Genomic DNA, 23,255 nt, shown 5'->3' on the forward strand with positions numbered 1-23,255 from the left:
CGTGGCGATAATAGCCGCATGCCGAACCTGCCCACCGACCCCAAGGCCACCCACCGCGCCTGGCTGCAGATCCACCTGTGCGTGTTCCTGTGGGGGTTCACCGCGATCCTCGGGAAGATGATCTCCCTGCCCGCGTTGCCGCTGGTGTGGTGGCGCATGGTGTTCGTGGTCGGCGCGCTCGCGCTGATCCCGCGCGTGTGGCGCGGGCTGCGCGCGATGCCGCTGCAGTTGATCGGCAAGTACGCGGGCATCGGCGTGCTGGTCGCGCTGCACTGGCTCACGTTCTATGGCGCGATCAAGTTGTCGAATGCGTCGGTGGGGGCGACGTGCATCGCGCTCGGTACCGTGTTCGTCGCGCTGCTCGAACCGGTGCTGGCGCACGCGCGTTTTTCGAAGCGCGATGTGTTGCTCGGCGTCCTCGTGCTCCCGGGCGTCGCGCTGGTGGTGGGCGGCGTGCCCTCGGGCTACCGGCTCGGGATCCTGGTGGGCGCGATCTCAGCCCTGCTCGTCGCGATCTTCGGTTCGCTGAACAAGCGCTACGTGCACCACGGCGACCCGCTCACCGTCACCGCGATCGAACTGGGCGCCGGCACCGTCGCCCTCACCCTGCTGGCGCCGCTGATGCCGCACCTGCCCGGCATGGCGCAGGCCTTCCCCGGCGCGGTGTTCGTGGTGCCCGGTGCGCGCGACGCCGTCCTGCTGGTCGTGCTGGCGCTGGCCTGCACGCTGTTGCCGTTCGCCCTGTCGCTGGCGGCGCTGCGGCACATGAGCGCGTTCGCGCAGCAGCTGGCGGTCAACCTGGAGCCGGTGTACGCGATCGTGCTGGCGGCGCTGCTGTTCGGCGAGCAGCGCGAACTCACCCCGGCCTTCTACCTGGGCGTGGCGATCCTGCTGGGGGCGGTGTTCCTGCACCCGCTGCTGGCGCGGCCCCGGCCGCCGTCAATCGTGGCACCCTAGCCGCCACCGTCTTTCGGGTTTGCGCATGTACCTGGAACATTGGGGCCTCAAGGAACCGCCGTTCTCGATCACGCCGGATCCGCGCTTCGTGTTCCTCAGCGAGCGCCACCGCGACGCGCTCGCGCACCTGCTGTTCGGCGTGGGCCAGGGCGGCGGCGGTGGCTTCGTGCAGCTCACCGGCGAGGTGGGCACCGGCAAGACCACGCTGTGCCGCCTGTTGCTGGAACAACTCCCGGAGAACACCCGGGTCGCGCTGGTGCTCAACCCGCGCCTGACCGCGATCGAACTGCTCGAAACCCTGTGCGAGGAACTGCACCTCGACATCGGCCGGACGCACGGCAGCACCAAGGCGCTGGTCGACACGCTCAACACCTACCTGCTCGATGCGTACGCCAAGGGCCTGCACGTCGTGCTGATCATCGACGAAGCGCAGAACCTCTCCGTCGATGCACTGGAACAGGTGCGCCTGCTCACCAACCTTGAAACCGATACGCAGAAGCTGCTGCAGATCATCCTGCTCGGGCAGCCGGAACTGCGCGAGATCCTCGCCCGCAGCGACATGCGCCAGCTCGCGCAACGCATCACCGCGCGTTACCACTTGATGCCGCTCGATGCGAACGAAACGGGCGCGTACCTGCGCCATCGCTTCCGCGTCGCGGGCGGCTTGCATTCGCCGTTTTCCGCGAGCGCGGTGCAGCGCGTGCACAAGCATTCGGGCGGCGTGCCGCGCTTGATCAACGTGATCGCCGAACGCGCGTTGCTCGGCGGTTATGCGCACGATGCGACGAAGATCGAAGCATCGGACATCGACCGCGCGGCGCGTGAAGCGCTGGCGCCCGCGCGTCGCGAAACGCCGGCGTGGAAGTGGGCGATCGCGGCGGGCGCGGTGCTGGCGTCGATCCTCGCGTGGATGTGGTGGCCGCGTGCGACGCCGTCGTCGACGATGCCGGCGCAACCCTCCGTCGCACAGGCGGCCACGCGTTCGTCGGTGGCGGCGCTGAAGCCGGTGAAACCCGTGAAGCCGGTGATCCCGTTCGTCGCGGCGGCGGCGTTGCCTGCGCGCCTCGAAGGCGTCGACGCGTCGGGCTTGCCCGCGTGGTCTGCGTTGCTGCACGAATGGAAATCCGGCGCGGACCCGAGCGTCGCGTCCACGTGCCCGCCGGCGATCGAAGCGGGCCTGTATTGCCTGCGCGCTCGCAACGGCACGCTCGACAAGGTGTTCGCGCAGGGGCGGCCCGTGTTGCTGCACCTGCGCGCGAAGGACGGTGCGTCGACGTGGGCGTTGCTGCTCGGCGCCGATGCGGTGCGTGCGCGCGTGCAGATCGATACGCAGACGTTCGATGTCGATCGCCTCGCGCTGGTGCGCGCATGGAATGGCGAATCCATCGCGTTGTGGCGCGGGCCCGACGCGTTGACCGAATCCTTGACGCCCGATGGCCGCGGCCCCGCCGTCGATTGGGTGCACGCGCATCTCGACCCTGCATACACCGGCCCCGCCGTGCTCGACAGCGCGATGCGCAGCGCAGTACGCGAGTTCCAGGCCTCGCGCGGCTTGACGAGCGACGGCGTGATTGGTCCCGCAACCTTGATGGCATTGGCCGCGCGCGACGCGGGCCCGCGTCTTCGCACGCAGCTGGACTGAGGACGAACGCATGTCGCTGATCCTCGAAGCCCTGCGCAAATCGGAAGCCGAGCGTCGCCGCGCGCAGGTGCCGGACCTGCTGGCGGAACCGCAGCCGGCGGCGCCCGTCGCGCGACGGGCTGCGCCGCGCTGGCCGTTGTGGATCGCAGCGGCGCTCGTCGCATTGGTCCCGATCCTGGTGATGCTGCGCAACGAACCCGCCCAACCCGTCGATGGCCTCGGGACCAAGGCGTCCGTGCCCGTGCAGGATGTCGCGATATCGAGCGATGTGGCCGCGATCGATCGCCCTGCCCCGCGCCCCGCGCCTGCGATCAAGCGCCCGCTCGTGATCGCACCGCCCGCACCCGCCGCGCCGACGACGCACACCGCCGCACCCACGGTCGCCGCGGTCGCAACGCCGCCACCGCCGCCACCGCGCGCATTGCCCGCACCGCCCACGCCCGCCCCGTCGCCCGTCGTGCAGGACAATTACGAACGCGTCACCGACCTCGGCCCCGACGAACGCAAGGCGCTGCCGCCGCTGAAATTCAGCATGCACATGTGGAACGACGTCCCCGCGCAGCGCTTCGTCATCATCGACGGCACGCGCCTGGTCGTCGGCGACCATCTCGGCCCGCTGGTGGTCGCCGACATCCTGTCCGATGGCGTGCTGCTCGACTGGAACGGGCGTGCGTTGAAGTTGCCGTTGCGGTGAGTCCACGACCGCCATCGTCGAGCGTCGCCGCGCTGCTGCTGGCGGGCTTGTCGATTGCGGGCTGCACGCCAACCGCCCAACACGTGGATGCTTCAGCCACGTTGATCGGCGAGCGCCAGGCACTCGAGATCAGTCGCAACGTTGCGCAGGCGCAAGGCTACGACCTTGCGCGATACCAGCTGGACACGTTCGGTGACCGGGGCGGTGGCAGCGACAAGGAATGGCTGTTCGTCTATGTGTGCAAACCGGTGCCGTCGCCGCCGGGGTGCAGTTTCATGGTCGTAGTCGATAGAACATCCGGCAAGGCCACCATTCACCCTGGCCAGTAGCGTCAGGATGCGATCGCATGGCCACCCTGCGTCTACCATTCGCCCCGGGCCCGCTTCGGGCCCGCCCCTCATCGAATCGAGATCCATGAAAGCCATCGCAAGCGCCTGCCTGCTGGTGTTGTTCGCCGCAGCACTTCCCGCCAAAGACGCGGACACCGACCATCCGGACATCCGCGCCGTCGTCGAATCGTTCCGCACGTCGATCCTCCAGCGGGACAAGCCGCGATTCCTCGCGCTGTTCGTGCAGGCGGAGGCGCCGTGGCAGAGCGTGCTGTCGGACGTGAGCCTCGCGCAGGTAAAACGCGACCGGCCGGACGCCATGAAGGCCAAGTTCGCACCGTCCAACAATCCGACGCAGTTCATCGACGGCATCGTCGCCAGCAAGAACAGCAGCGAAGAAACCTTCGACAACGTCAGGATCGATACCGATGGCGACGTGGCCACGGTGGCGTTCGATTACAAGTTCCTGTCCAACGGCAAGACGACCAACTGGGGCAAGGAATGCTGGCTGCTGGTGCGCACCGACGCGGGTTGGAAAATCACGACGCTGGTGTATTCCGTCATCCTGCCCAAGCACTGATCGAGGAATTCCAATGAGCCAGGTTTTCGTCAACATCGCCCTCAGCCTCGACGGCTACATGGCCCCGGAGGGCATGACGCTCGCGCACTGGGACACCGCCGATTACAAGGACTGGGGCGCGAAGTGGGGCGCCATGATGGGCTGGCTGCTCAAGCAGCGGTACTTCCGCGAGAACCACGGTTTCGGCGCCGGCGGCGAGATCGGTGCGGTCAACGACATGGTGCGCCGCACGATGGAGCGCACGGGCGCCAACATCATGGGCAAGCGGATGTTCGAGCAGGGCGAGGCGTCGTGGCCCGAGGAGGCGCCGTTCCACACGCCGGTCTTCGTGCTGACGCACGAAAAGCGCGAGCCGTGGGTGCGCCCGGGCGGCACGACGTTCTTCTTCGTCAACGACGGCGCCGAAAGCGCGCTGGCGCAGGCTCGGGCGGCGGCCGGCGATCGCGACGTCCGCATCTCGGGCGGCGCGGACGTGGTGCAGCAATACCTGAACCTGGGCGTCGTCGATGCGCTCGAGATCGCGCTGGCGCCGGTGATGTTCGGCGGCGGGCGGCGCCTGTTCGAAAACGTGCGCGAGCCGTTGCCGCAGTTCAAGGTCGACCACGTGCTGGCGGGACCGGACGCGACGCACGTGCGCTACGTGCGCACGTAAGCCCGGGCGTCAGCGGCGACCCGCAGGCCGCCGCTGATTGCTTCCCGCTCGGTCAGGGTGCGCCGCAAGCCGCGGGCACCGCGAACGACTCGCGGATCACCACCTTCGTGCCGCGCGCCGAACCATGCGCGCCGACACCCACGCCGTACTTCGCGAACGCACGCCACACGAGGCATTGCCGGCCCACGTCGGTCAGCGGGGCGAGGATGCCATCGCGCATGTCCTCGAACGTCGGTTCGGCCGGCGTGTAGTTCATGCCATCGACGAGGACCGCCAACGTCTGGTCGGCCGTGAATCCCGCCGCCTGGAAGTTCTTCCAGACCTGCCAGCCGATCGCGCCATACACCTCGCCGTCGAAGTGCACTTCGGTGCCCTGGATGTCGCCGTAGGTGCGCGAGTAATTCGCGTAACGCTCCGTGCGCAGGCCGTTCGGCAGGCCCGTGGCGTATTCGGCGACGCTGTCGTCGTCGTTGACGATGATCGCCAGCGTGTCGCCCATGCCTTCGCCGATCGCGCCGCCCAGCGGGCCGTCCATGCGATCGATCATGCGCCACGTCAGGCCGTGGCCGTATTCGTGCCAGACGATGTCGGAGTCGACGTCGCCGTCGCGCCGGATCAGCGGCGGATCGATCACGCGGATCGTGGCCGCGATCGGCGAGGACGCGCGGAGCGTGGCGCCCGCGGCCTGCGTCACCATCACCGCGGGAATCTGCGGGTCCGTGCCACCCATGACGATCGGATCGCCGGCCTGGTTGTTCGCCACGATCATGGCGACCGCGCCCGCCGCCTGCGCGTTGGCCGCCTTGACGACGAAGGTGCACGTGCCGCGATCGACCAGCGCGATCCGCCCGCTGACGTTGGTGGTGATGGCCTCGCAACCGTCGGCGTTGCTCGCCCCACCCCCGTCGAGGGCGGCGACGACCGTCCCCTGCAGGCCCGACGGGGTGAACGGCGGCGAGAACTCCGCGCGGCGCGCTGCGAACGTATTGCCGCCGGCGAGCACCTGATGGTCCGGTTCCGGCGACGACCACAGGTACATCTGCATGCGCGGATTGCGCCCGTCGTTCGGCGTGGCGAAGTTGGCGTTGTCCGTGCTGCCGCCATCCTGCGCTTCGGCGTTCACCGAATCGCTGCCCTTGGCGTTGCCGCCCAGGCCGAAGTTGTTTTCCTGGAAGTTGCCCGCGGCTTCGTCGAAGCCCGCGGCATACAGGCGATCGTGGATGACGTTGTTGAGGTAGAACAGGTTCTGCACCGCGACATCCGGGTTGCTGCCGTCGGAGGGCTGCACGTTCGGGTCGAAAGTGGCGAGGAAACGGCGGTTCGCAACGCGCGTGCCGCCGGCGTCCGGGAGTCCGTTGTTGTCGGTGTCCAGGTAGGCGTGCACGTTGTTGCCGGCGATGTTGTCGCTCAGGTTGCTGCCGTTGAACAGCCAGCCCACCGGCCCGCTGACGATCGCCTGCGGCGTCTTGTCCGGATCCACGGTGAAGACGCGATAGTCGTCGCGCGCCGTGCGGTGGCTCGTGTCGAGCACGCGGCCATCGCCGGACACCAGCGTTTCGACAAGGTCGTTGCCCGCTTCGCGCCAGGTTTCGACGACGAACCCCACCTGCATTCCGCCATCGGCCATCGGCACGGCGACGCGGGTCACGATCGGGCCTTCGTGGAAGCCGCGGGCTTTCGCGAACTTCGTGGCGGCGCCCGCCTTCAGCACGCGTGCGGGGGCAGCGCCGGCGATCCTGCGCGCGGACAGCGCCACGCGCAGTGCGCCGGTTTCGTCGATCTTCGCCGCCTGCAGGCCGGTGGCGGGCACAGGCGCGAGGTTCTCGATGACGCTCAGCAGTGCGCCATTGCGGCCAACCGCGGCCTTGACGTAGGCGCCATGCACCACGAGGCCGCCGACTTCCTGCTGCATGCGCAGCTGCCGGACGCCCTTGATGCCGGGCGCATCGGACCGCACGCGCAAGGCACTGAGGGCGCCGGCGCCGACCCCCTTCCCGCGCAGGAAGTTCGCGACGACCGTCGAAGGCGCCGCCTGCGAGGGCACAGTCAGCGCCTGTCCGTTCGAGCCGCGGGTGACATGGGTGGCGGCGCGATCGTCGCGCGCGCCCGGAGCGGCGGCGGCGGCCTGGACGGCAAGGGCGACGGCAGCCGACAGCAGGCCGACCGCGCAGGTCGTTGCGATGACTTTCATGCGGGGAACTCCCGGAATGTGGAGGGACTGCGGAACGGACGCGAACGCGTTCCCCCTGCCCGCGCTGCCGATTGGGCGACCGGCGTTGTTCGTTGCAGGTGAAGCCCGCTCTACCGCCGAGCTCCGCGCGCCCCGCGGACGACGCGCCCGCGGTGCATGCAACCGCCCTCGCCCGTCCCGTCTCTCCCTACCCCGTGCCGCCGCACCGTGGCAGCCAATGGATGGACGCGACAGCGGCCGCCGCGCCGCATATGCTCCGCCGGTGGCCTGCACGGGGGGTGCGGGTGGCCGTTTCATCATCCTTGGGGGAGCAATGAACCAGAACACACAGAACGACCTGGGACGCCTGATCCTGCGCGTCATCCTGGGCGCACTCGTGCTTTTGCACGGCATCGCGAAACTGCGCGGCGGCATGGGCGGCATCGTCGGCATGGTCGAAGCGCACGGGCTGCCCGGCGTGCTCGGCTACGGCGTGCTCGCCGGCGAAGTGCTCGGACCGCTGATGCTCATCGCGGGCTTCTACGCGCGCATCGGTGCGTTGCTCGTCGCGATCAACATGCTGTTCGCCTTCGCGCTCGTGCACATGGCCGACCTGACGCACATCAACGAGCAAGGTGGTTGGGCGCTCGAACTGCAGGGCATGTACCTGTTCACCGCAATCGCACTGGCGCTGCTCGGGCCGGGGCGCTACAGCGTCAACGGACGCTGAGGACACCATGACCAATTCCATCAAGTTCCCGCGCTGGGCCATCGGCCTTGCGCTCGTCGGTACGTGCGCGCTCGCCGCCACCGCACCGAAGGCCGTCGTTCCCGCCACCGCACCCCCGGTGGCCGACGACATTCCGTTTGCATCGCCGCATGCCGCGGCCGTGTCGGTGCCGAGCGCACCGGAGGCCTGGGGCGGCGCACGCACCGGCAGCGAAGGCACGCTGTCCGATCGCGTGGTCACCTACAAGATCGCCGCGACGCTCGATCCGGACAAGCACACGATCGACGGCAAGCAGCAACTGACCTGGCGCAACCGCAGCGCCGTGCCGGTGCGCAGCGTGTACCTGCACCTGTACCTCAATGCGTTCGAGGGTCCGGGCAGCACGTTCTACACCGAGCAGAAGCAGAACAGCTTCGGGTTCCGCAGCGGCGTGAAAGTGGACAAGGGCGGCTGGGGCTACACGCGCCTGCAGCGCGTCGAACAGGGCGGCGCGAAGGTGAACTGGTCGTACGTGCATCCCGACAACGGCCCGTCGACCGATCGCACCGTGGTGCGCCTGGACCTGCCGGAAGCCGTGGCGCCGGGCGGCAGCACGACGCTCGACATCGACTTCTTCAACAAGCTGCCGCGCGTCAGCGCACGCACGGGCTACTACGGCACGTTCCATCTCGTGGGCCAGTGGTTCCCGAAGATCGGCGTGCTCGAACTGCCCGGCGAACGCGGCGCCACCGCCCCGCGCTGGAACGTGCACGAGTTCCACATGCACAGCGAGTTCTACGCCGACTACGGCCTGTACGACGTGTCGCTGACGGTGCCGAAGGGCTGGACCGTCGGCGCCACGGGCGAAGAGCAAGGCGCGCCGGTGACCAGCAAGGACACGGTGACGCACCACTTCGTGCAGGGCGACGTGCACGACTTCGCGTGGACCGCCGACAAGCGTTTCGCCAAGCCGCTCGACGGCGTGTACCACGGCGCGAACGGCCCGGTGCAGGTGCGCGTGCTGTACCACCCGGAATACGAATCGAACGCCAAGCCGGTGCTGGATGCGACGATCGCGTCGCTGGCGTATTTCTCCAAGACGCTCGGCGACTACCCGTACAAGACGGTCACCGCCGTCGTCCCGCCGTACAACGCGCGCGAAGCCGGCGGCATGGAATACCCGACGCTCTTCACCGCCGACTACGTGGACGACCCGCGTCCCGGCACGCTCGACCGCTACATGCTCGACTTCGTGACCATCCACGAATTCGGCCACGGCTACTTCTACGGCATCCTCGGCTCGAACGAATTCGAAGAGCCCATGCTCGACGAAGGCCTGAACGAGTACTGGGACCACCGCATGGAGCGCGCCGCGAAGACGCGCATCACCGCGAACACGTGGCTGACGAAGGCGCTGAAGTTCGACGTGTCGATGAACCCGTTCGACGAGCAGCGCCTCGGCGCGATGCTCGACAACCCGGCCGATCCGCTGGGCGGCAATTCGTGGGACCGCTATTCCAGCGGCAGCTACGGCACGGTGTACTCGCGCACGGCGACGACGATGCACGACCTGGAGGAAATGGTCGGGCACGATGCGCTGGAGCGCGCGTTCAAGCAGTACTACGCGACGTGGAAGTTCCGCCACCCGAGCATCGCCGACCTGCAGCAGACCCTCGCCGAGTCGACGGGCCAGCGCGCGCTGGTCGAGCGCGTGTTCGCGCAGCAGGTGTACGGCACGCAGAAGGTCGACGACCGCATCGCGAAGTTCGAAAGCGAGGAAGTGCTGCCGGCGCCGGGCCTGGTGGAGTGGAAGGGCAAGCCGGTCGAACTCACGCAGGCCCAGATCGACAAGACCGTCGACAAGCTGCGCGAGACCTGGAAGAAGGCGCATCCCAAGGCGAAGGACGGCGAAGGTCCGTTCCCGTACCACACGCACGTGGTGGTCAAGCGCGAAGGCGCGTCGGTGCCGCAGACCGTGCTGGTGCGCTTCGAGGACGGCAGCTCGAAGGCGTTCCGCTGGGATGACGCCAGCGGCGAACGCTGGGCCCGCTGGCAGCTCGTGACGCGCAGCCGCGCGGTGTCGGTGCAGCTGGATCCGGAACGCCGCATCAACCTCGACCGCGACAAGCTCGACGACGGCCAGACGCGCGAAGCCAACACGGCTGCGTCGCGTCGCTGGACCGCCGACGTGTTCGCCGCCCTGCAATCCCTCTATTCCGTGATGGTGACCCTGTGAACGCATCCGTGAGCAAGCAAGGCGGCGTCGGCGCGCTGGTCAGCGGCGTCGCGCGCGCATTCCAGTGGCGCCTGCTGGTGCTGTGGGCCGTGGGCCTGGCGCTGCCGGCGCTCGTCGTGACGCTGCCCGTGTGGCAGGCGTTGTCGTCGCGGCTGGACCACGCCATCAACGCGGGCGACATCGCGCAGCGCTTCGACATGGCGCAGATGTTCGAAGTCTTCAAGCCGATGTTCGACAACCAGGGCGGCGACCTCATCGCCGGCGCGGGCATGGGCAGCGCGTTGCTCGCGTTGCTGATCGCCCCGTGGCTGACGGGCATGGTCGTCGCGTCGATCCGCGCGGGGCAGACGCTCCGCTTCGCCAACCTGCTGCAGTTCGGCCTGCGCGAATACGGCCGCATGTTCCGCATGCTGCTGTGGGCGCTGGTGCCGCTGGGCATCGCGTTCGCGGTGTTCGCCGGGATGGGCAAGTGGGCCGACACGCAGGCGGAAACCGCGATCCTCGCGAGCGTCGGCGACAACGCGCATCGCCTCGGGTTGATCGTGTTCGGCGTGCTGTTCGTCATCGCGCACGCCACGGTGGAAGCCGGCCGCGGCATGCTCGCCGCGGAACCGGCGCGCCGTTCGGTGGTGAAGGCCTGGTGGCGCGGCACGAAGCTGTTCTTCCGGCGTCCGCTCGCCGTGCTGATCGTGTACCTCGGCACGCTGTTGCTCGGCGAAGGCCTGGCGCTGGTGTTCGGCTTCGCGCGCACGCAGGTGGGCGCGGCGAGCGTCGGCGGGTTCATCGCCGGCCTGCTACTCGTGCAGCTGGTGGTGATGGCGATCGCCTGGGGCCGCGCGGCGCGCCTGTACGGCATGGCTGCGCTGGCGAGCGATGCGCAGTACCGCGAATCGCTGAAGCCGGTGAAGCAGAAGAAGGTGAAGGCCGTCGAGGCTGCCACGCCGGTGGCCGACGAATCGATGGAGTCGCCTGCGGTGGCTTGATCGCCGGGACCGGGGACCTGGGACCAAGGACCGGGGAAAACAAAAAAGCCGCGCATTTCGGTGCGCGGCTTTTTCTTTGCTCAGCGACGGGGCGGTGGCCCCTTCCGATGCGGCGCCCGCGGCGGCGCACTGCGCGGCGTGTGCGCCGGCAACGTGTTGCCGCCCTCGCCCATCCGGCTGATCCGCAACGGCTGGCCGGCCACGCGCACTTTCTTCAGGTGCGTCATCAGTTCCGGCGGCATGCCTTCGGGCAAATCGAGCAGCGAGAAGTCGTCGTGGATGTCGATGCGGCCGATGTACTTGCTCTCCAGGTCCGCTTCGTTCGCGATCGCGCCGACGATGTTGCCGGGCTTCACGCCGTGGCGGTGGCCCACTTCGATGCGGTACGTCTCCATGCCGGCGTCGGGCGCCGAACGCGGGCCGACATCCTTGCGCGGCGGACGCGGGGCGCCCGGGCGTTCACCACGGTCGCCGCGATCGAAGGCCGGGCGTTCCGGACGGTCGAAGCTCGCGCGGTCCTGGCGCGGCGCGCGGTCGGGCCGCTCGGTGCGTTCGAACGCGGGACGCGGCTTCTCCGGTTCCAGCAGCAACGGCGTCTTGCCCTGCACCAGCTTGGCGAGCGCGGCGGCGATGTCGTGCAGCGGCACGTCGTGTTCGCGCTGGTAGCGCAGCACGAGGTCGCGATACGTGTCGAGTTCGCCTTCGGTCTGCAGCGCTTCGCCGATGCGCGAAAGGAACTTCGCGACGCGACGGTCGTTGACGGCTTCGACGCTGGGCAACTGCATTTCGGTGATCGGCTGGCGCGTGGCGCGCTCGATCGCGCGCAGCATGCCCTTCTCGCGCGGCGTCACGAACAGGATCGCCTCGCCGCTGCGGCCCGCGCGGCCGGTACGGCCGATGCGGTGCACGTAGCTTTCGGTGTCGTACGGGATGTCGTAGTTCAGCACGTGGCTGATGCGTTCCACGTCCAGGCCGCGCGCGGCGACGTCGGTGGCCACGAGGATGTCGAGCTCGCCGTCCTTCAGGCGCTGGATGGTGCGTTCGCGCAGTTTCTGTTCGACGTCGCCGTTGATCGCGGCGGCGGCGAGCCCCCGCGCCTGCAGCTTCTGCGCGAGTTCGTCGGTGCCCAGCTTGGTGCGCGCGAACACGATCATCGCCTCGTACGGCTCGGCTTCCAGGATGCGCGTCAACGCATCGAGCTTGTGCATGCCGGCGACGAACCAGTAGCGCTGGCGGATGTTGGTCGCCGTGGTGGTCTTCGCCTGGATGGTCACTTCGACCGGATTGCGCAAGTAGGTCTGCGCGATGCGGCGCACCTGCGAGGGCATCGTGGCGGAGAACAGCGCGACGCGACGACCTTCCGGCGTCTTCTTCAGCACGGTCTCGACGTCGTCGATGAAACCCATGCGCAGCATCTCGTCGGCTTCGTCGAGCACCAGCGAGGTCAGGCCGGAGAGATCCAGCGAGCCGCGTTCGAGGTGATCGATCACGCGACCGGGCGTGCCCACCACCACGTGCACGCCGCGCTTGAGCGCGGAGAGCTGCGGCTGGTAGCTCTGGCCGCCGTAGATCGGCAGCACGTGGAAGCCGGGCATGTGCGCGGCGTACTTCTGGAAGGCCTCGGCGACCTGGATGGCCAGTTCGCGCGTGGGCGCGAGCACCAGGGCCTGCGGCTTGGTCTTGGTGAGGTCGATGCGCGCCAGGATCGGCAGCGCGAACGCGGCCGTCTTGCCGGTGCCCGTCTGGGCCTGGCCCAGGACGTCGCGGTTCTCCAGCAGCGCGGGGATGGTCGCGGCCTGGATGGGGGATGGGGTCTCGTAACCCACGGCCTCGACCGCGGCCATGATGGCCGGGGGCAGGCCGAGGTCGGCGAATCGCAGGGACGCGGCGGGCTCGCCGTCAGGGGTCGACATGGGCACTCCGGCCACTCGTGGGGGGCGGTATTGTGCGCCTCCGGCCGTGACGCCGCCCGATTCCCCCCAAACCCCAGGTCCCCGCCCCGAATGCAACGCCTCGAATTCGCCCTGGACGGGCACGATCACGTCGAACTCCACCAGCTGCTCAAGCTCGTCGGTGTCGTCGACAGCGGCGGTGCCGGCAAGCACCTGGTGGCCAGCGGCGTGGTGACCGTGGACGGCCAGGTGGAGCTGCGGAAGACCTGCAAGATCCATGCGGGCCAGCGCGTGGCGGTGGACGACGTCGCGATCGACGTCGTCGCCTGACTCACTGGATCAGCAGGGCCCGCTCGAACGCCTCGCGCGAAATCCGGTAATCTGCGTGCCCGCCTTCCATCCTGGCGCGCACGTGCGCTTCGCGGCCGTCCACCGACACCAGCGTGGCGGTGCGCGGCTCGGCATGCATCGTGAAGAACTGCAGCGTGTGGCCCTGGTATTGCGCCAGCTGCTCCCACGCCAGGCGACCGCCCGGCGGCGCGGTGGGCGCGTCGAACGACGAGGCGTATTCCGAGCTCGCGGTGCGCACGCCGTTGTTGGCGGTGTGCACGACGACGGGCGCCGGCGGCTCGATCGGATCCGGCGCGCCGGTCGCGGGCGCGACGCCGCCGTGTTCCTTCACGATCGCGGCGAAGGTGGCACCGCGCTCGGCCAGCGGTTTGGGCATCGTGCCGCGCCACTGCACCGGATCGTTGTGCGCGCCATGTTCGACCTTGGCCTGCAGGCGCAGCATCGCCGCACCGTCGCGACGCGCGGCCGTGCGCTCGCTGCTGTGCAACGGCGAGGCGTAGGTGCCGCCGAAGGCGAACTGCCCGCCCTTCCAGGCGAAATCGCGATACGACGTGACGGTGCCGGCATCGGGCACGAGGCCGCGCACTTCGAGCAGGCGCAGCACCGATGCAAGATGCCGGCCGACGAAGGTTTCCTTGTCCACGCCATCCTGCTTCGCGCACCACGCGTTGCGCGCGTCGACGAAGCCCTGGTCGCTCACGTCCCAGCTTTCGGCATGCGTGGCGGTGGCCACGTCGGCCAGGTGCAGCACGCTGATGTCCTTCGCCAGGGTTTCTTCGCGGTTGTACTGCGTGCGCGACACGCCCGGCGTCATCAGCACGATCTGCGTGGTGACGCGGTCGTTGGCTTCGCGCACGTCGTAGCTCAGCGAGGTCTTGCCGGGCTTCAGGCCCATCGCGACGAGTTCGTCGCGCACGAAGTACGCGTGCTGCATGCAGCCTTCGCTCTCGAAGGGCGAGGCGCTGATCGCGCCGATCGGGCCGAGTACGCCGAGCGTGGGATCCACGCCGGCCTTGGAATCGAAACCATCGATGGCGAGCTTGAAGCCGTCGAGGTTGGCCTTTTCCAGGCGCATGTCGACCAGGTTGGCCAGGAAGAACGACCAGCCGCCCGGCACGGTGATGCGCAGGCGTTCGAAATGCAGGCGGGCGGCTTCGTCCGCCGAATCCGGCGCGACGGCCGCGGCGGCTTCGGCGGCGGGCGCCGAGCCCGCGGGCGAGGCGAGATAGAGCGACACGTCGCTGGCGACGACGTCGCCGTTCCAGTCCGGATAGACGAGGCCCCGGATCTCGGTGTCCGAATTGGCGAAGGCCACGTTGAGCACCTGCCCCGCGAGCGCATTCGCCTGCTGGTGGGCCACGTAGCCCACGCCGCCCACGAGCGCCAGACCGACCAACACGAACCAGCGCGCGCGTCCCCGACGCGGCGCATACGCCACCTTCCGACCCATTTGCGAAGCCCCCTTGCAGTGGAACGGACGCTATCACGCGCACGCAATTGGGAACCGCGTCGCACTTCTCGCTTTTTTTGCGGCGCCCCGCCGCTCGTCGGTGATCAGTGCGCGGCGGTCTGCTGCGGCCCGGCGTCGGCTTCGGGCGCGGCCGGTGCTTCGGCCGGCGTGGCGGGCACGTCGAGTTCGGCCAGCGGGCTTTCTTCCGGGCACGTCTTGTCCGGGAAGCCGTATTCGGGACGCAACGCCAGGCCGCACGCGTTGATGGAGGCCACGCCTTCGGCGACCTGCGTGCATTGCTGGTCGTACGCGCGATAGAACGCGTCTTCGCGACGCACGAAGTCCAGGCCGCAGCGGCGCACCAGCCGGATGCGTTCCAGGTCTTCCTGCGCGGCGTTGCGCCCGGTGAGGCCGAACCCCACGAGTTCGGCCGGCGTGAGCAGGCGCAGGCTGCGGTTGGGCACGGTCATCATGAAGTCGGCGACCGCCACGCCCGCGCCGTTGCGCTCGAGGTAGGCCTTCATTTCGTCGTGCACTTCGTGCAGTTCGGCGCTGAGTTCCGCGCGCGAAGTCGCATCGGACTGGATGCGGATGATGCGGTGGATGCCGACCGCGCCGGAGATGACGCGATCGTCGCCGCCGGCCAGCAGCAGCACGCAGGCGCTGTGGCAGACCGCGTGTTCGCGCACCCAGATCGTCCAGTTGCCGTCGGCGATGATGTCGCCCGCGCGGATGGCGTCCTCGACCTGGCCGCCGCTGGAATCGATGTCGAGGATGCGCTGCTTGATGCCCATGCGCACCGACATGTTGCCGACGCGTTCGACCAGGTTGGTGAAGTCGCCGGCGATGCGGCCGCGGTAGCGCAGGCGCAGCACGCCGGCGTCCTTGCACGGCAGCATCGCGTCGAGCACGGAGAAGAATGCGAGGTCGGAGAACGTGATGCCTTCGCCGTCGACTTTCGCGTCGGTATCGCACGTGATGGTGGCCGTGCCCGACTCGAGCGTGGAATCCGGCCACTCGGTGGTCTTCGCGATGTTGACCTTGTGCCGCTTGGGCTTCGGGGCATCCACGGAAACCGCGCCGAAGTCCGTGCCGCTGTCGGCGTCGGCCTGCGTGGAGGCGGCCGGCGCGGGGCCCGCCACGGGTGCGGGCGCGCGATTGCACGCCACGCACAACACGGCGGCGAGCAACATGGAAGACGCGGGCCACCAGCGCATGCGCATCGTGCGATCGGGTTCCGGACGGGGGTGCGCCAGTGTAGGCGCTGGGCTCGCGCGGGGATCGAATCGAAGGTGAATCGTGGTCCCGCCGACGCGCGGTGTCCGTTCCGCCGTGGACCGCGCGTTGCCATGAGGGTCCCCCGCCAGGAGCCTCCGCATGGCTGTCACCCGCCGTCAGTTCCTCGCCGCGCCCGTCGCCCTCGGCGGCGTGGCCGCCAGTGGTGCGCTGCTGAGCGCGCTGGCGGCCGAGACCGCACCGCTGCCCGACCTCACGAACTGGGCCAACGTGCGCGCGCAGTTCGCGCTGGACCCTGAGCTGCTGCATTTCGCGAGCTTCTTCATCGCCAGCCATCCCACGCCGGTGCGCAATGCGATCGAAACCTGGCGGCGCACGATGGACCGCAATCCCTTCCGCGTGATCGAGCAAGGGATGTTCGAAGAGGAATCGCACAACATCCCGCTGCAGGTGCAGCAGGTGGTCGCGGGTTACATCGGCGCCAGGCGCGACGACATCGCGTTGGTGCGCGCGACGACCGAAGGCCTCGCGCTGATCTACCACGGCCTGCCGCTGAAGGCCGGCGACGAAGTGCTCGCGACCACGCACGATCACTACTCGCACCACGAAGCGATCCGCTTCGCCACCGAACGCGCGGGCGCGACGACGCGGCGCGTGGCGTTGTACGACGAGGCCAGCGAGGCGACGGTGGACAGCCTCGTGCAGCGCCTGCTCGCCGGCATCGGGCCGAAGACGCGCGTGGTCGGCATGACGTGGGTGCATTCGAGCACCGGCATGCGCTTGCCGGTCCGCGAACTCACGCAAGCGCTGAAGGCCAGGCATCCCGACATCCTGGTGGTGCTGGATGGCGTGCATGGCATCGGCGCGGCCGAACCGGTGCTCACCTCGCTCGGCGCCGATTACATCGCCGCCGGGACGCACAAGTGGATCTTCGCGCCGCGCGGTACCGGCATCGCGTGGTCCACCGCGGACGGCTGGGCGCGGCTGCGGCCGACGGTGCCGAACTTCACCGACCTGGAGAGCTACAACGCGTGGGCGGAGAACCGTCCGATCAAGGGGCCGACGACGGCATCACGCATCGCGCCCGGCGGATTCCACGCGTTCGAACACCAGTGGGCGATGTCGGCGGCCTTCCAGATGCACGAGGCGATGGGCCGCGCACGCGTCGCCGCGCGCATCAGCGAACTCAACGAACGCCTGAAGGCGCAGCTCGCCGAGAACAAGAAGATCAAGGTGCACACGCCGCGGTCGGCCGCGTTGTCCGCAGGCCTCGTCGCGTTCGAGATCGACGGGCTGAAGCCGGAGGAGATCGTGAAGCGGCTGGGCGAGCGCAAGATCGTGGCGAGCACGAGTCCTTACGCGATCTCGTACGCGCGGCTTGCACCGAGCCTGGTGAATACGCCGGACGAAGTGGATCGTGCAGCGCGCGCGGTATTGGCGCTCGCGGGCTGAACGTTACTGCCTGCCGAAGCGATGGCCGTCGTCATTGGCGGCCTGCGCATCCGGATGCTGGTGTTCGCTGATGGAATGCATCAGCGATTCGCCCGCGGCAGTCAGGCAGATGCCCTCGTCGCTCACGTCGACGAGACCCGATTCCTTCAACGCGGTCACGATGAACGGAAAGATGGGCTCCTTCCGTTCGAGGGCGTCCAGGATGAAGAGGTACTCGTATTCACTCGGCGACATAAGGGCGGGTGGCCATCGGATTGAGCGCAATCCTAGGTTCCGCGCAGTGACAGGGGAGTGAGAAAAAAGCCGTGTAAATGACTGAATTCTTCAGTTATGGCCGCTTGCGCGCAGCGTGCGCAGATGGTCGATCCGAACATGACTGCGCGGAAAACGGGCTTCCTGAATTGGATCGGGAAGCCCGCTGCGCTTGGCGCTACGGCATCGGGAAGCGCAGATCCGGCGCACCTGCGGCGGCCACGTCGCCCAGCAGTGCGTCGGCGAACGGCATCGTGCGCGGGGATCCGCTGTTGCTCATCACGATCACCGACCAACCGCTGTCGCGCGTGGCGCGGAAATCCACGCCCACGCCGGGCGCGCCGCCCGGATGGCCGTAGCCGACATCGTTCCCGACCGCGAAGCGCAACAGGCCGAGGCCGTGCGGCGGCGCATGCGATCCCGCGGGCAACGTCACCGGCGCGAACAACAACGCGCGCGTCTTCGCATCGAGCAGCTTGCCGACGGTGAGCGCGCGATGGAACTTCAGCAGATCGCGCGGCGTGGAATAACCGCCGCCTGCGGCGCCGCCGCGCGGTTCCGGCATGCGCAACGCGGTGTGCGCATCCGCACCGGTGCCGCCGGGCATCGGCGTCGCGACGTTCGTGGCCTTGCCGTCGACCTCGAAGTAACCGGTGTCGTGCATGCCGGCGGGCTGGAAGATGTGCTCGGCGACGTACGCGTAGTAGTCCTGCTTCGACACCGCTTCGACGATGAGGCCCAGCACCATGAAACCGCTGTTGCTGTAACGCCACGCGGTGCCGGGCGTGAACTCGGGTTCCTTCGCGAGCAGCGGGATGTAATCGGACAACGTGTGCAGCGATGCGCGGCGTGCCTGGAAATCCTCGCCCCAGTACAGGCCGAGGCCGGAGGTGTGCATCAGCAGTTCGCGCACGGTGACGTGGTCGCGCACGCTGGCAACCGGCCACTTCGGGAGATAGCGGCGGATGGGGGCGTCGAGGTCGAGCTTCCCCTGCTGCACGAGTTGCAGGATGGACACCGTGGTGAACAGCTTGCCGGTGGACGCCATGTTGAAGCGCGTGTCCGGCCCGATCTTCGCGCCCGCGGGATCGGCGAGGCCGACGCTGCGTTCGTACACCACGTGCGTGCCATCGGCGACGAGCACGGTGCCGCTGAAGCCGGCGCGCGCGGCGTCGTCGATGCGCGCGTCGAGCGCGGTCGCGAGCGCCTTCGCATCGAATCGCGCGGCGGCGGGCGCGGTGGATACCGGGGCGGCCATGGCGGCGCTGGCGACGGCAGCGGTGGCGAGCAGGCACGACAGGGCCAGCGGGGCGAGACGGAACATGCGAACTCCGGGAGCGGTGGGCGTCGAGGGCCATGGATGCCGCCCGGCGCCGGACCGTCGCAGGCACTCACGTTCACGTCCGCTGGCTGAATCCGGCGGGCCGCGTGTCAACTCGACCGCACCGCCTGCGTTTCCTTCGCCACGCGCGGCAACGGTGCCGCCGAACGGAGACACCATGAAAATCCAGCTGCTCACCGCCGCCCTGCTGCTCGCGTCCGCGCCCGTGCTGGCGCAGACCCAGGCCGCCAAGCCCGAGGGCATGCATCGCGGCATGCATCGCGGCGGCGGCATCGAACGCCTCGACACCGACAACGACGGCCGCATCAGCCGGGCCGAATTCGACGCTGGCCGCGCGGAACGCGAAGCGCGCATGGCGAAGGATCCCGAACGCCAGGCCCGCATGCAGGCGCACATGAAGGACCACAAGCCCGTCGACTTCGCCGCGATGGACACCAACCGCGACGGTTACCTCGTGCGCTCCGAACTGCGCGCCTACCACGAGCGCATGCGCCCGCAGCGCGAGGCCGAACGCGCCGCGCGCTTCAACGAACGCTTCGCGCAGGCCGACCTCAACCGCGACGGCAAGCTGGGCCGCGTGGAAGTGCAGGAAAAAATGCCGCAGCTCGCCGATCGCTTCCAGTGGATCGACGAGAACCGCGACGGGTTCCTGAGCAAGGCGGAGTTGCAGGCCGGTCGCGAAGACCGCCACCGCTGAGTCATTTCAACGCCGGCAACAACGGCGCGATCGTTCCATCGTTCGGCAACGGCGGTACGTCGATCAACCTGGCGAGCAACGGATAGACGTCGACGTTGTCGAACACCGGCAAGCGCGCGCCCGCACGGAACGCGGGCCCGCGTGCCACGAACAACGCACGCATCACCGGCAGCGCCGGATCGTAGCCATGCGATCCGCGCGCATGCGCGGGGCGCTTCACGAAATCGGCGCGGTGGATCGCATCCCACCCCGCTTCCACCTGGCAGACGATCGGCGGCACGCGGGGATTGGTTCCGTAGTGCCAGCGCGCGGGCAGGCCGGACTTCTTCCAGCATTCGTAATGCGGATGCGCGCCGAGCAGTTGCGCTTCCGCGGCGCGCGTGCGGCCGGGACGCGGCGCAAACCCCACCGATTGCCCCGTCGCGATGACCTCCGCATCGGCCGGATCGACCATGTCTTCCACCGCGATGAGCTGACCCGGCGGCACCGCCGCCATGCCGTGGTCCGACACGATGACCAGGTTCACCTGCGGCCCGAGCGCATCCACCAGCCGCGCAATGCTCGCATCCACCGATGCAATGGCACGCGCCATCTCCGGGCTGTCCGGCCCGAAGTCGTGCCCGACCACGTCGAGCGTTTCGAAATACAGCGTCACCAGTCGCGGGCGCTCCGCTTCCGGCGCACGCAGCCACGTGACCACCTGGTCCACGCGGGCGTCGTTGCCGAGCGTCTTGTCGTAACGCACCCACTCGCGCGGATGCACGCCATGGATGGGCGCCTGCGATCCGGGCCAGAACATCGTCGCGGTGCGCACGCCCGCGCGTTCGGCGGTGACCCACAGCGGTTCGCCACCATTCCACCAGCGCGCATCGCCCGCGTTGGCTTCGTTGCTCGACTTGAACGGGCCGAGCACCGCATCGCGCATCGTGTTCTGCACGACGCCGTGGCGGTCGGGACGCAAGCCCGTCACCAGCGTGTAGTGGTTGGGAAACGTGAGCGAGGGATACGACGGCGTCATGCCGTCGCCGCGCACGCCTTCGCGTGCGATGCGCGAGAGCGTGGGCGTGATGCCGCGATCGAGGTAATCCGCGCGGAAGCCGTCGATCGACACCAGCACGACGGGCACCGGCGGCGTGGCCATCGCAGGCGCGGGCGCGGGCGACGGCGTCGGCGCCCCGGCGCAGGCCGCGAGCATGGTGCACAGCAACAGGGCCGCGGCGGCCCGCAGGGAAGGCGTCATGCGGCCGATCTTAGCGGCGCGCCGTGACTTTCGTCGCTGGCCGCGGCGCGCGCGGGGGTCGATAGTCGGCGCTCCGCCTCGCTGGAGCACGGCCATGTCGCAACGCACGTTCGTCCGGATCGCGGGGGCTTCGGCACTGGCCCTGTGCACGCTCGCGTTCGCGCAGTCGAAGGAGGCGCCGAAACCGTCGCCGCCCTCGCCCACCTTCAGCGCGGCCGAATGCGCGGTGTGGTCGCGCGAGCTCGCGTTCGCCGACAGCGTGAAGGCGCACGACGCGAAGGCCTTCGCCGATTTCGTCGCCGCCGATGCGGTGTTCGGCGTGGGCTCGGGCGATCCGAAGCACGGCCGCGCGGCGATCCTGGAAGACTGGGTCGGGATCATCGACGGCTCGGCCCTGGTGTTGTCGTGGTACCCGACGGCCGTGGCCATCGGCGGCGAACCCGACATCGCGTATTCGACCGGCCGCGCCCTGCTGCAATCGCCCGCCGGGAAGACCCCGAAGCGCATCTCGACGTCGACCTTCGTCTCCACCTGGCACCGCGACCGCGACGGCACCTGGCGCGTGCTGCTGGATGGCGGCGCGGCGCCGAAGCCCGCCACCGACGCGGACGTGGCCGCCTTCCACGCCGGGCGCATGGCCTGCCCGCAGCGCGCGGGCTGAACGCGGGGCCGCATCGGAGCGATAATCCCGCTTCCCCGCGCCGGAGTCGCCGATGTCCACCCGCAAGGATCCCAGCCGCACCATCCGCGCACCGCGCGGCAACCAGCTCAGCTGCAAGTCCTGGTTGTCCGAAGCGCCGTTCCGGATGCTGCAGAACAACCTCGATCCGGAGGTCGCCGAGAATCCCGCGGAGCTGGTGGTCTATGGCGGCATCGGCCGCGCGGCGCGCGACTGGGAGTGTTACGACGCGATCATCAAGTCGCTCAAGGAATTGCGCGACGACGAAACGCTGCTGATCCAGTCCGGCAAGCCCGTCGGCATCTTTCCCACGCACGCCGACGCACCGCGCGTGCTGCTCGCCAATTCCAACCTCGTGCCGCACTGGGCGACGTGGGAACACTTCAACGAGCTCGATCGGAAGGGTCTGATGATGTACGGCCAGATGACGGCCGGCTCGTGGATCTACATCGGCTCGCAGGGCATCGTGCAGGGCACGTACGAAACCTTCGTCGAGATGGGCCGCCAGCATTACGACGGCAACCTCACCGGCAAGTGGATCCTCACCGCGGGCCTCGGCGGCATGGGTGGCGCGCAGCCGCTGGCCGCGTCGCTCGCCGGTGCGTGCTCGCTCAACATCGAATGCCAGCAGTCGCGCATCGACATGCGCCTGCGCACGCGCTACGTCGACGAACAGGCCACCGACCTCGATGACGCCCTCGCCCGCATCGAGAAGTACTGCGCGGCCGGCGAAGCGAAGTCGATCGCGTTGCTCGGCAACGCCGCGGAAATCCTGCCCGAACTCGTGCGCCGCGGCGTGCGCCCCGATGCCGTCACCGACCAGACGTCCGCGCACGACCCCGTGCACGGCTACCTGCCGATCGGCTGGACGGTGGACCAGTGGCTGCGCATGCAGACCGAAGACCCGGTGCGCGTGCGCGATGCCGCGAAGAAATCCATGCGCGTGCACGTCGAAGCGATGCTCGCGTTCGAGGACATGGGCATCCCCGTGTTCGACTACGGCAACAACATCCGCCAGATGGCGAAGGACGAAGGCTGCACGAACGCATTCGACTTCCCCGGCTTCGTGCCGGCGTACGTGCGGCCGCTGTTCTGCCGCGGCGTGGGCCCGTTCCGCTGGGTGGCGCTGAGCGGCGACCCGGAAGACATCTACAGGACGGATGCGAAGGTCAAGGAACTCATTCCCGACGACGCGCACCTGCACCGCTGGCTCGACATGGCGCGCGAACGCATCAGCTTCCAGGGCTTGCCCGCGCGCATCTGCTGGGTGGGCCTGGGCCTGCGCCACAAGCTGGGCCTGGCGTTCAACGAGATGGTGCGCAACGGGGAATTGAAGGCGCCGGTCGTCATCGGCCGCGATCATCTGGACAGCGGCAGCGTCGCCTCGCCCAACCGCGAAACCGAAGCGATGCGCGACGGCAGCGACGCCGTGAGCGACTGGCCGCTGCTCAACGCGATGCTCAACGTCGCCGGCGGCGCGACGTGGGTGAGCCTGCACCACGGCGGCGGCGTGGGCATGGGGTATTCGCAGCACAGCGGCGTCGTGATCGTGTGCGACGGCACCGAGGCAGCCGACAAGCGCATCGCGCGCGTGTTGTGGAACGACCCGGGCACCGGCGTGATGCGGCATGCGGATGCGGGGTACGAGATCGCGAAGGCCTGCGCGAAGGAACAGGGCCTCAAGTTGCCCATGCTTTGACGGAGACGACGGC

At 68.9% G+C, this 23,255-nt stretch carries 21 protein-coding genes; 14 read left to right on the plus strand and 7 right to left on the minus strand.

The window, feature by feature from the left end:
* Positions 1-18 precede the first annotated feature (18 nt).
* The 6 genes from LYSCAS_RS02095 (at position 19) to LYSCAS_RS02120 (ending at position 4,854) form a co-directional block, all read left to right on the plus strand.
* Complete coding sequence (locus LYSCAS_RS02095) at positions 19-957, plus strand: DMT family transporter (RefSeq protein ID WP_213435388.1); 939 nt, start codon at positions 19-21, stop codon at positions 955-957.
* Positions 958-982: 25 nt separating this feature from the next.
* Positions 983-2,599 carry an ExeA family protein gene (locus LYSCAS_RS02100; protein WP_213435389.1) on the plus strand — a complete coding sequence of 539 codons (1,617 nt, stop codon included), beginning with the start codon at positions 983-985 and terminating at the stop codon, positions 2,597-2,599.
* Between the two features lie 10 nt (positions 2,600-2,609).
* Positions 2,610-3,293, plus strand: a complete 684-nt coding sequence (locus LYSCAS_RS02105; protein ID WP_213435390.1) for a general secretion pathway protein GspB — start codon at positions 2,610-2,612, stop codon at positions 3,291-3,293.
* Positions 3,290-3,622, plus strand: a complete 333-nt coding sequence (locus tag LYSCAS_RS02110) for a hypothetical protein (protein WP_213435391.1) — start codon at positions 3,290-3,292, stop codon at positions 3,620-3,622. The genes LYSCAS_RS02105 and LYSCAS_RS02110 overlap by 4 nt, the downstream gene beginning before the upstream one ends.
* Before the next feature lie 85 nt (positions 3,623-3,707).
* A complete protein-coding gene (locus LYSCAS_RS02115; RefSeq protein ID WP_244858631.1) occupies positions 3,708-4,202 on the plus strand; it encodes a nuclear transport factor 2 family protein in 495 nt (164 codons plus the stop codon).
* 13 nt (positions 4,203-4,215) lie between these two features.
* Positions 4,216-4,854 (plus strand): dihydrofolate reductase family protein, encoded by a 639-nt coding sequence (locus tag LYSCAS_RS02120; RefSeq protein ID WP_213435392.1) that lies wholly within the window; start codon positions 4,216-4,218, stop codon positions 4,852-4,854.
* Positions 4,855-4,906: 52 nt separating this feature from the next.
* Here LYSCAS_RS02120 and LYSCAS_RS02125 read toward each other — a convergent pair whose 3' ends face one another.
* Positions 4,907-7,045, minus strand: coding sequence for a M36 family metallopeptidase (locus LYSCAS_RS02125; protein ID WP_213435393.1), 2,139 nt, complete (start codon positions 7,043-7,045; stop codon positions 4,907-4,909).
* Positions 7,046-7,358: 313 nt separating this feature from the next.
* On the opposite strand from LYSCAS_RS02125, the gene LYSCAS_RS02130 reads away from it, so the two are divergent.
* From LYSCAS_RS02130 to LYSCAS_RS02140, 3 genes are read left to right on the plus strand one after another with little or no spacing between them, the layout of a single operon-like run.
* Positions 7,359-7,754: a DoxX family protein gene (locus LYSCAS_RS02130; protein WP_213435394.1), complete on the plus strand. Its 396-nt coding sequence runs from the start codon at positions 7,359-7,361 to the stop codon at positions 7,752-7,754.
* Positions 7,755-7,761: 7 nt separating this feature from the next.
* Positions 7,762-9,969 (plus strand): M1 family metallopeptidase, encoded by a 2,208-nt coding sequence (locus tag LYSCAS_RS02135; RefSeq protein WP_213435395.1) that lies wholly within the window; start codon positions 7,762-7,764, stop codon positions 9,967-9,969.
* Between the two features lie 8 nt (positions 9,970-9,977).
* Complete coding sequence (locus LYSCAS_RS02140; RefSeq protein WP_213435396.1) at positions 9,978-10,952, plus strand: hypothetical protein; 975 nt, start codon at positions 9,978-9,980, stop codon at positions 10,950-10,952.
* An 80-nt stretch (positions 10,953-11,032) separates the two neighbouring features.
* Here the strand turns inward: LYSCAS_RS02140 and LYSCAS_RS02145 are convergent, their stop codons facing one another.
* A complete protein-coding gene (locus LYSCAS_RS02145; protein WP_213435397.1) occupies positions 11,033-12,865 on the minus strand; it encodes a DEAD/DEAH box helicase in 1,833 nt (610 codons plus the stop codon).
* A 90-nt stretch (positions 12,866-12,955) separates the two neighbouring features.
* Here LYSCAS_RS02145 and LYSCAS_RS02150 point away from each other — a divergent pair, with 90 nt between their 5' ends.
* Positions 12,956-13,174 (plus strand): RNA-binding S4 domain-containing protein, encoded by a 219-nt coding sequence (locus LYSCAS_RS02150; protein WP_213435398.1) that lies wholly within the window; start codon positions 12,956-12,958, stop codon positions 13,172-13,174.
* A gap of 1 nt (position 13,175) precedes the next feature.
* Here LYSCAS_RS02150 and LYSCAS_RS02155 read toward each other — a convergent pair whose 3' ends face one another.
* Entirely contained in the window at positions 13,176-14,645 is a 1,470-nt protein-coding gene (locus tag LYSCAS_RS02155) for a hypothetical protein (protein ID WP_213435399.1), read from the minus strand.
* Positions 14,646-14,749: 104 nt separating this feature from the next.
* The gene (locus tag LYSCAS_RS02160; protein ID WP_213435400.1) at positions 14,750-15,868 is read right to left on the minus strand and encodes a COG3904 family protein; all 1,119 of its coding nucleotides are present in this window, start codon (positions 15,866-15,868) and stop codon (positions 14,750-14,752) included.
* 154 nt (positions 15,869-16,022) lie between these two features.
* Here LYSCAS_RS02160 and LYSCAS_RS02165 point away from each other — a divergent pair, with 154 nt between their 5' ends.
* Complete coding sequence (locus LYSCAS_RS02165; RefSeq protein ID WP_213435401.1) at positions 16,023-17,333, plus strand: aminotransferase class V-fold PLP-dependent enzyme; 1,311 nt, start codon at positions 16,023-16,025, stop codon at positions 17,331-17,333.
* 3 nt (positions 17,334-17,336) lie between these two features.
* Here the strand turns inward: LYSCAS_RS02165 and LYSCAS_RS02170 are convergent, their stop codons facing one another.
* Both LYSCAS_RS02170 and LYSCAS_RS02175 read right to left on the minus strand, forming a co-directional pair.
* On the minus strand, positions 17,337-17,567 hold the full coding sequence (locus LYSCAS_RS02170; RefSeq protein ID WP_213435402.1) for a hypothetical protein: 231 nt from the start codon (positions 17,565-17,567) through the stop codon (positions 17,337-17,339).
* A gap of 196 nt (positions 17,568-17,763) precedes the next feature.
* Entirely contained in the window at positions 17,764-18,909 is a 1,146-nt protein-coding gene (locus LYSCAS_RS02175; protein WP_213435403.1) for a serine hydrolase domain-containing protein, read from the minus strand.
* Positions 18,910-19,084: 175 nt separating this feature from the next.
* Here LYSCAS_RS02175 and LYSCAS_RS02180 point away from each other — a divergent pair, with 175 nt between their 5' ends.
* On the plus strand, positions 19,085-19,624 hold the full coding sequence (locus LYSCAS_RS02180) for an EF-hand domain-containing protein (protein WP_213435404.1): 540 nt from the start codon (positions 19,085-19,087) through the stop codon (positions 19,622-19,624).
* A gap of 1 nt (position 19,625) precedes the next feature.
* Here the strand turns inward: LYSCAS_RS02180 and LYSCAS_RS02185 are convergent, their stop codons facing one another.
* Entirely contained in the window at positions 19,626-20,864 is a 1,239-nt protein-coding gene (locus LYSCAS_RS02185) for an alkaline phosphatase family protein (RefSeq protein ID WP_213435405.1), read from the minus strand.
* A gap of 94 nt (positions 20,865-20,958) precedes the next feature.
* Between LYSCAS_RS02185 and LYSCAS_RS02190 the strand changes: the two genes are divergently transcribed.
* Positions 20,959-21,525, plus strand: coding sequence for a DUF4440 domain-containing protein (locus tag LYSCAS_RS02190; RefSeq protein WP_213435406.1), 567 nt, complete (start codon positions 20,959-20,961; stop codon positions 21,523-21,525).
* 52 nt (positions 21,526-21,577) lie between these two features.
* On the plus strand, positions 21,578-23,242 hold the full coding sequence (gene hutU / locus LYSCAS_RS02195; protein ID WP_213435407.1) for a urocanate hydratase: 1,665 nt from the start codon (positions 21,578-21,580) through the stop codon (positions 23,240-23,242).
* The last annotated feature ends 13 nt before the right edge of the window (positions 23,243-23,255 follow it).

Origin of the sequence: Noviluteimonas caseinilytica (genome assembly GCF_018406605.1) — a bacterium.
GTDB classification, from domain to species: Bacteria; Pseudomonadota; Gammaproteobacteria; order Xanthomonadales; family Xanthomonadaceae; genus Noviluteimonas; species Noviluteimonas caseinilytica.

Coding starts and splice junctions, on each gene's coding strand:
- LYSCAS_RS02145 (WP_213435397.1), bottom strand. CDS start 12,865: ATGTCGACCCCTGACGGCGAGCCCGCCGCGTCCCTGCGATTCGCCGAC.
- LYSCAS_RS02180 (WP_213435404.1), top strand. CDS start 19,085: ATGAAAATCCAGCTGCTCACCGCCGCCCTGCTGCTCGCGTCCGCGCCC.
- LYSCAS_RS02095 (WP_213435388.1), top strand. CDS start 19: ATGCCGAACCTGCCCACCGACCCCAAGGCCACCCACCGCGCCTGGCTG.
- LYSCAS_RS02190 (WP_213435406.1), top strand. CDS start 20,959: ATGTCGCAACGCACGTTCGTCCGGATCGCGGGGGCTTCGGCACTGGCC.
- LYSCAS_RS02120 (WP_213435392.1), top strand. CDS start 4,216: ATGAGCCAGGTTTTCGTCAACATCGCCCTCAGCCTCGACGGCTACATG.
- LYSCAS_RS02150 (WP_213435398.1), top strand. CDS start 12,956: ATGCAACGCCTCGAATTCGCCCTGGACGGGCACGATCACGTCGAACTC.
- LYSCAS_RS02160 (WP_213435400.1), bottom strand. CDS start 15,868: ATGCGCATGCGCTGGTGGCCCGCGTCTTCCATGTTGCTCGCCGCCGTG.
- hutU (WP_213435407.1), top strand. CDS start 21,578: ATGTCCACCCGCAAGGATCCCAGCCGCACCATCCGCGCACCGCGCGGC.
- LYSCAS_RS02130 (WP_213435394.1), top strand. CDS start 7,359: ATGAACCAGAACACACAGAACGACCTGGGACGCCTGATCCTGCGCGTC.
- LYSCAS_RS02135 (WP_213435395.1), top strand. CDS start 7,762: ATGACCAATTCCATCAAGTTCCCGCGCTGGGCCATCGGCCTTGCGCTC.
- LYSCAS_RS02105 (WP_213435390.1), top strand. CDS start 2,610: ATGTCGCTGATCCTCGAAGCCCTGCGCAAATCGGAAGCCGAGCGTCGC.
- LYSCAS_RS02175 (WP_213435403.1), bottom strand. CDS start 18,909: ATGTTCCGTCTCGCCCCGCTGGCCCTGTCGTGCCTGCTCGCCACCGCT.
- LYSCAS_RS02100 (WP_213435389.1), top strand. CDS start 983: ATGTACCTGGAACATTGGGGCCTCAAGGAACCGCCGTTCTCGATCACG.
- LYSCAS_RS02125 (WP_213435393.1), bottom strand. CDS start 7,045: ATGAAAGTCATCGCAACGACCTGCGCGGTCGGCCTGCTGTCGGCTGCC.
- LYSCAS_RS02165 (WP_213435401.1), top strand. CDS start 16,023: ATGGCTGTCACCCGCCGTCAGTTCCTCGCCGCGCCCGTCGCCCTCGGC.
- LYSCAS_RS02170 (WP_213435402.1), bottom strand. CDS start 17,567: ATGTCGCCGAGTGAATACGAGTACCTCTTCATCCTGGACGCCCTCGAA.
- LYSCAS_RS02185 (WP_213435405.1), bottom strand. CDS start 20,864: ATGACGCCTTCCCTGCGGGCCGCCGCGGCCCTGTTGCTGTGCACCATG.
- LYSCAS_RS02155 (WP_213435399.1), bottom strand. CDS start 14,645: ATGGGTCGGAAGGTGGCGTATGCGCCGCGTCGGGGACGCGCGCGCTGG.
- LYSCAS_RS02115 (WP_244858631.1), top strand. CDS start 3,708: ATGAAAGCCATCGCAAGCGCCTGCCTGCTGGTGTTGTTCGCCGCAGCA.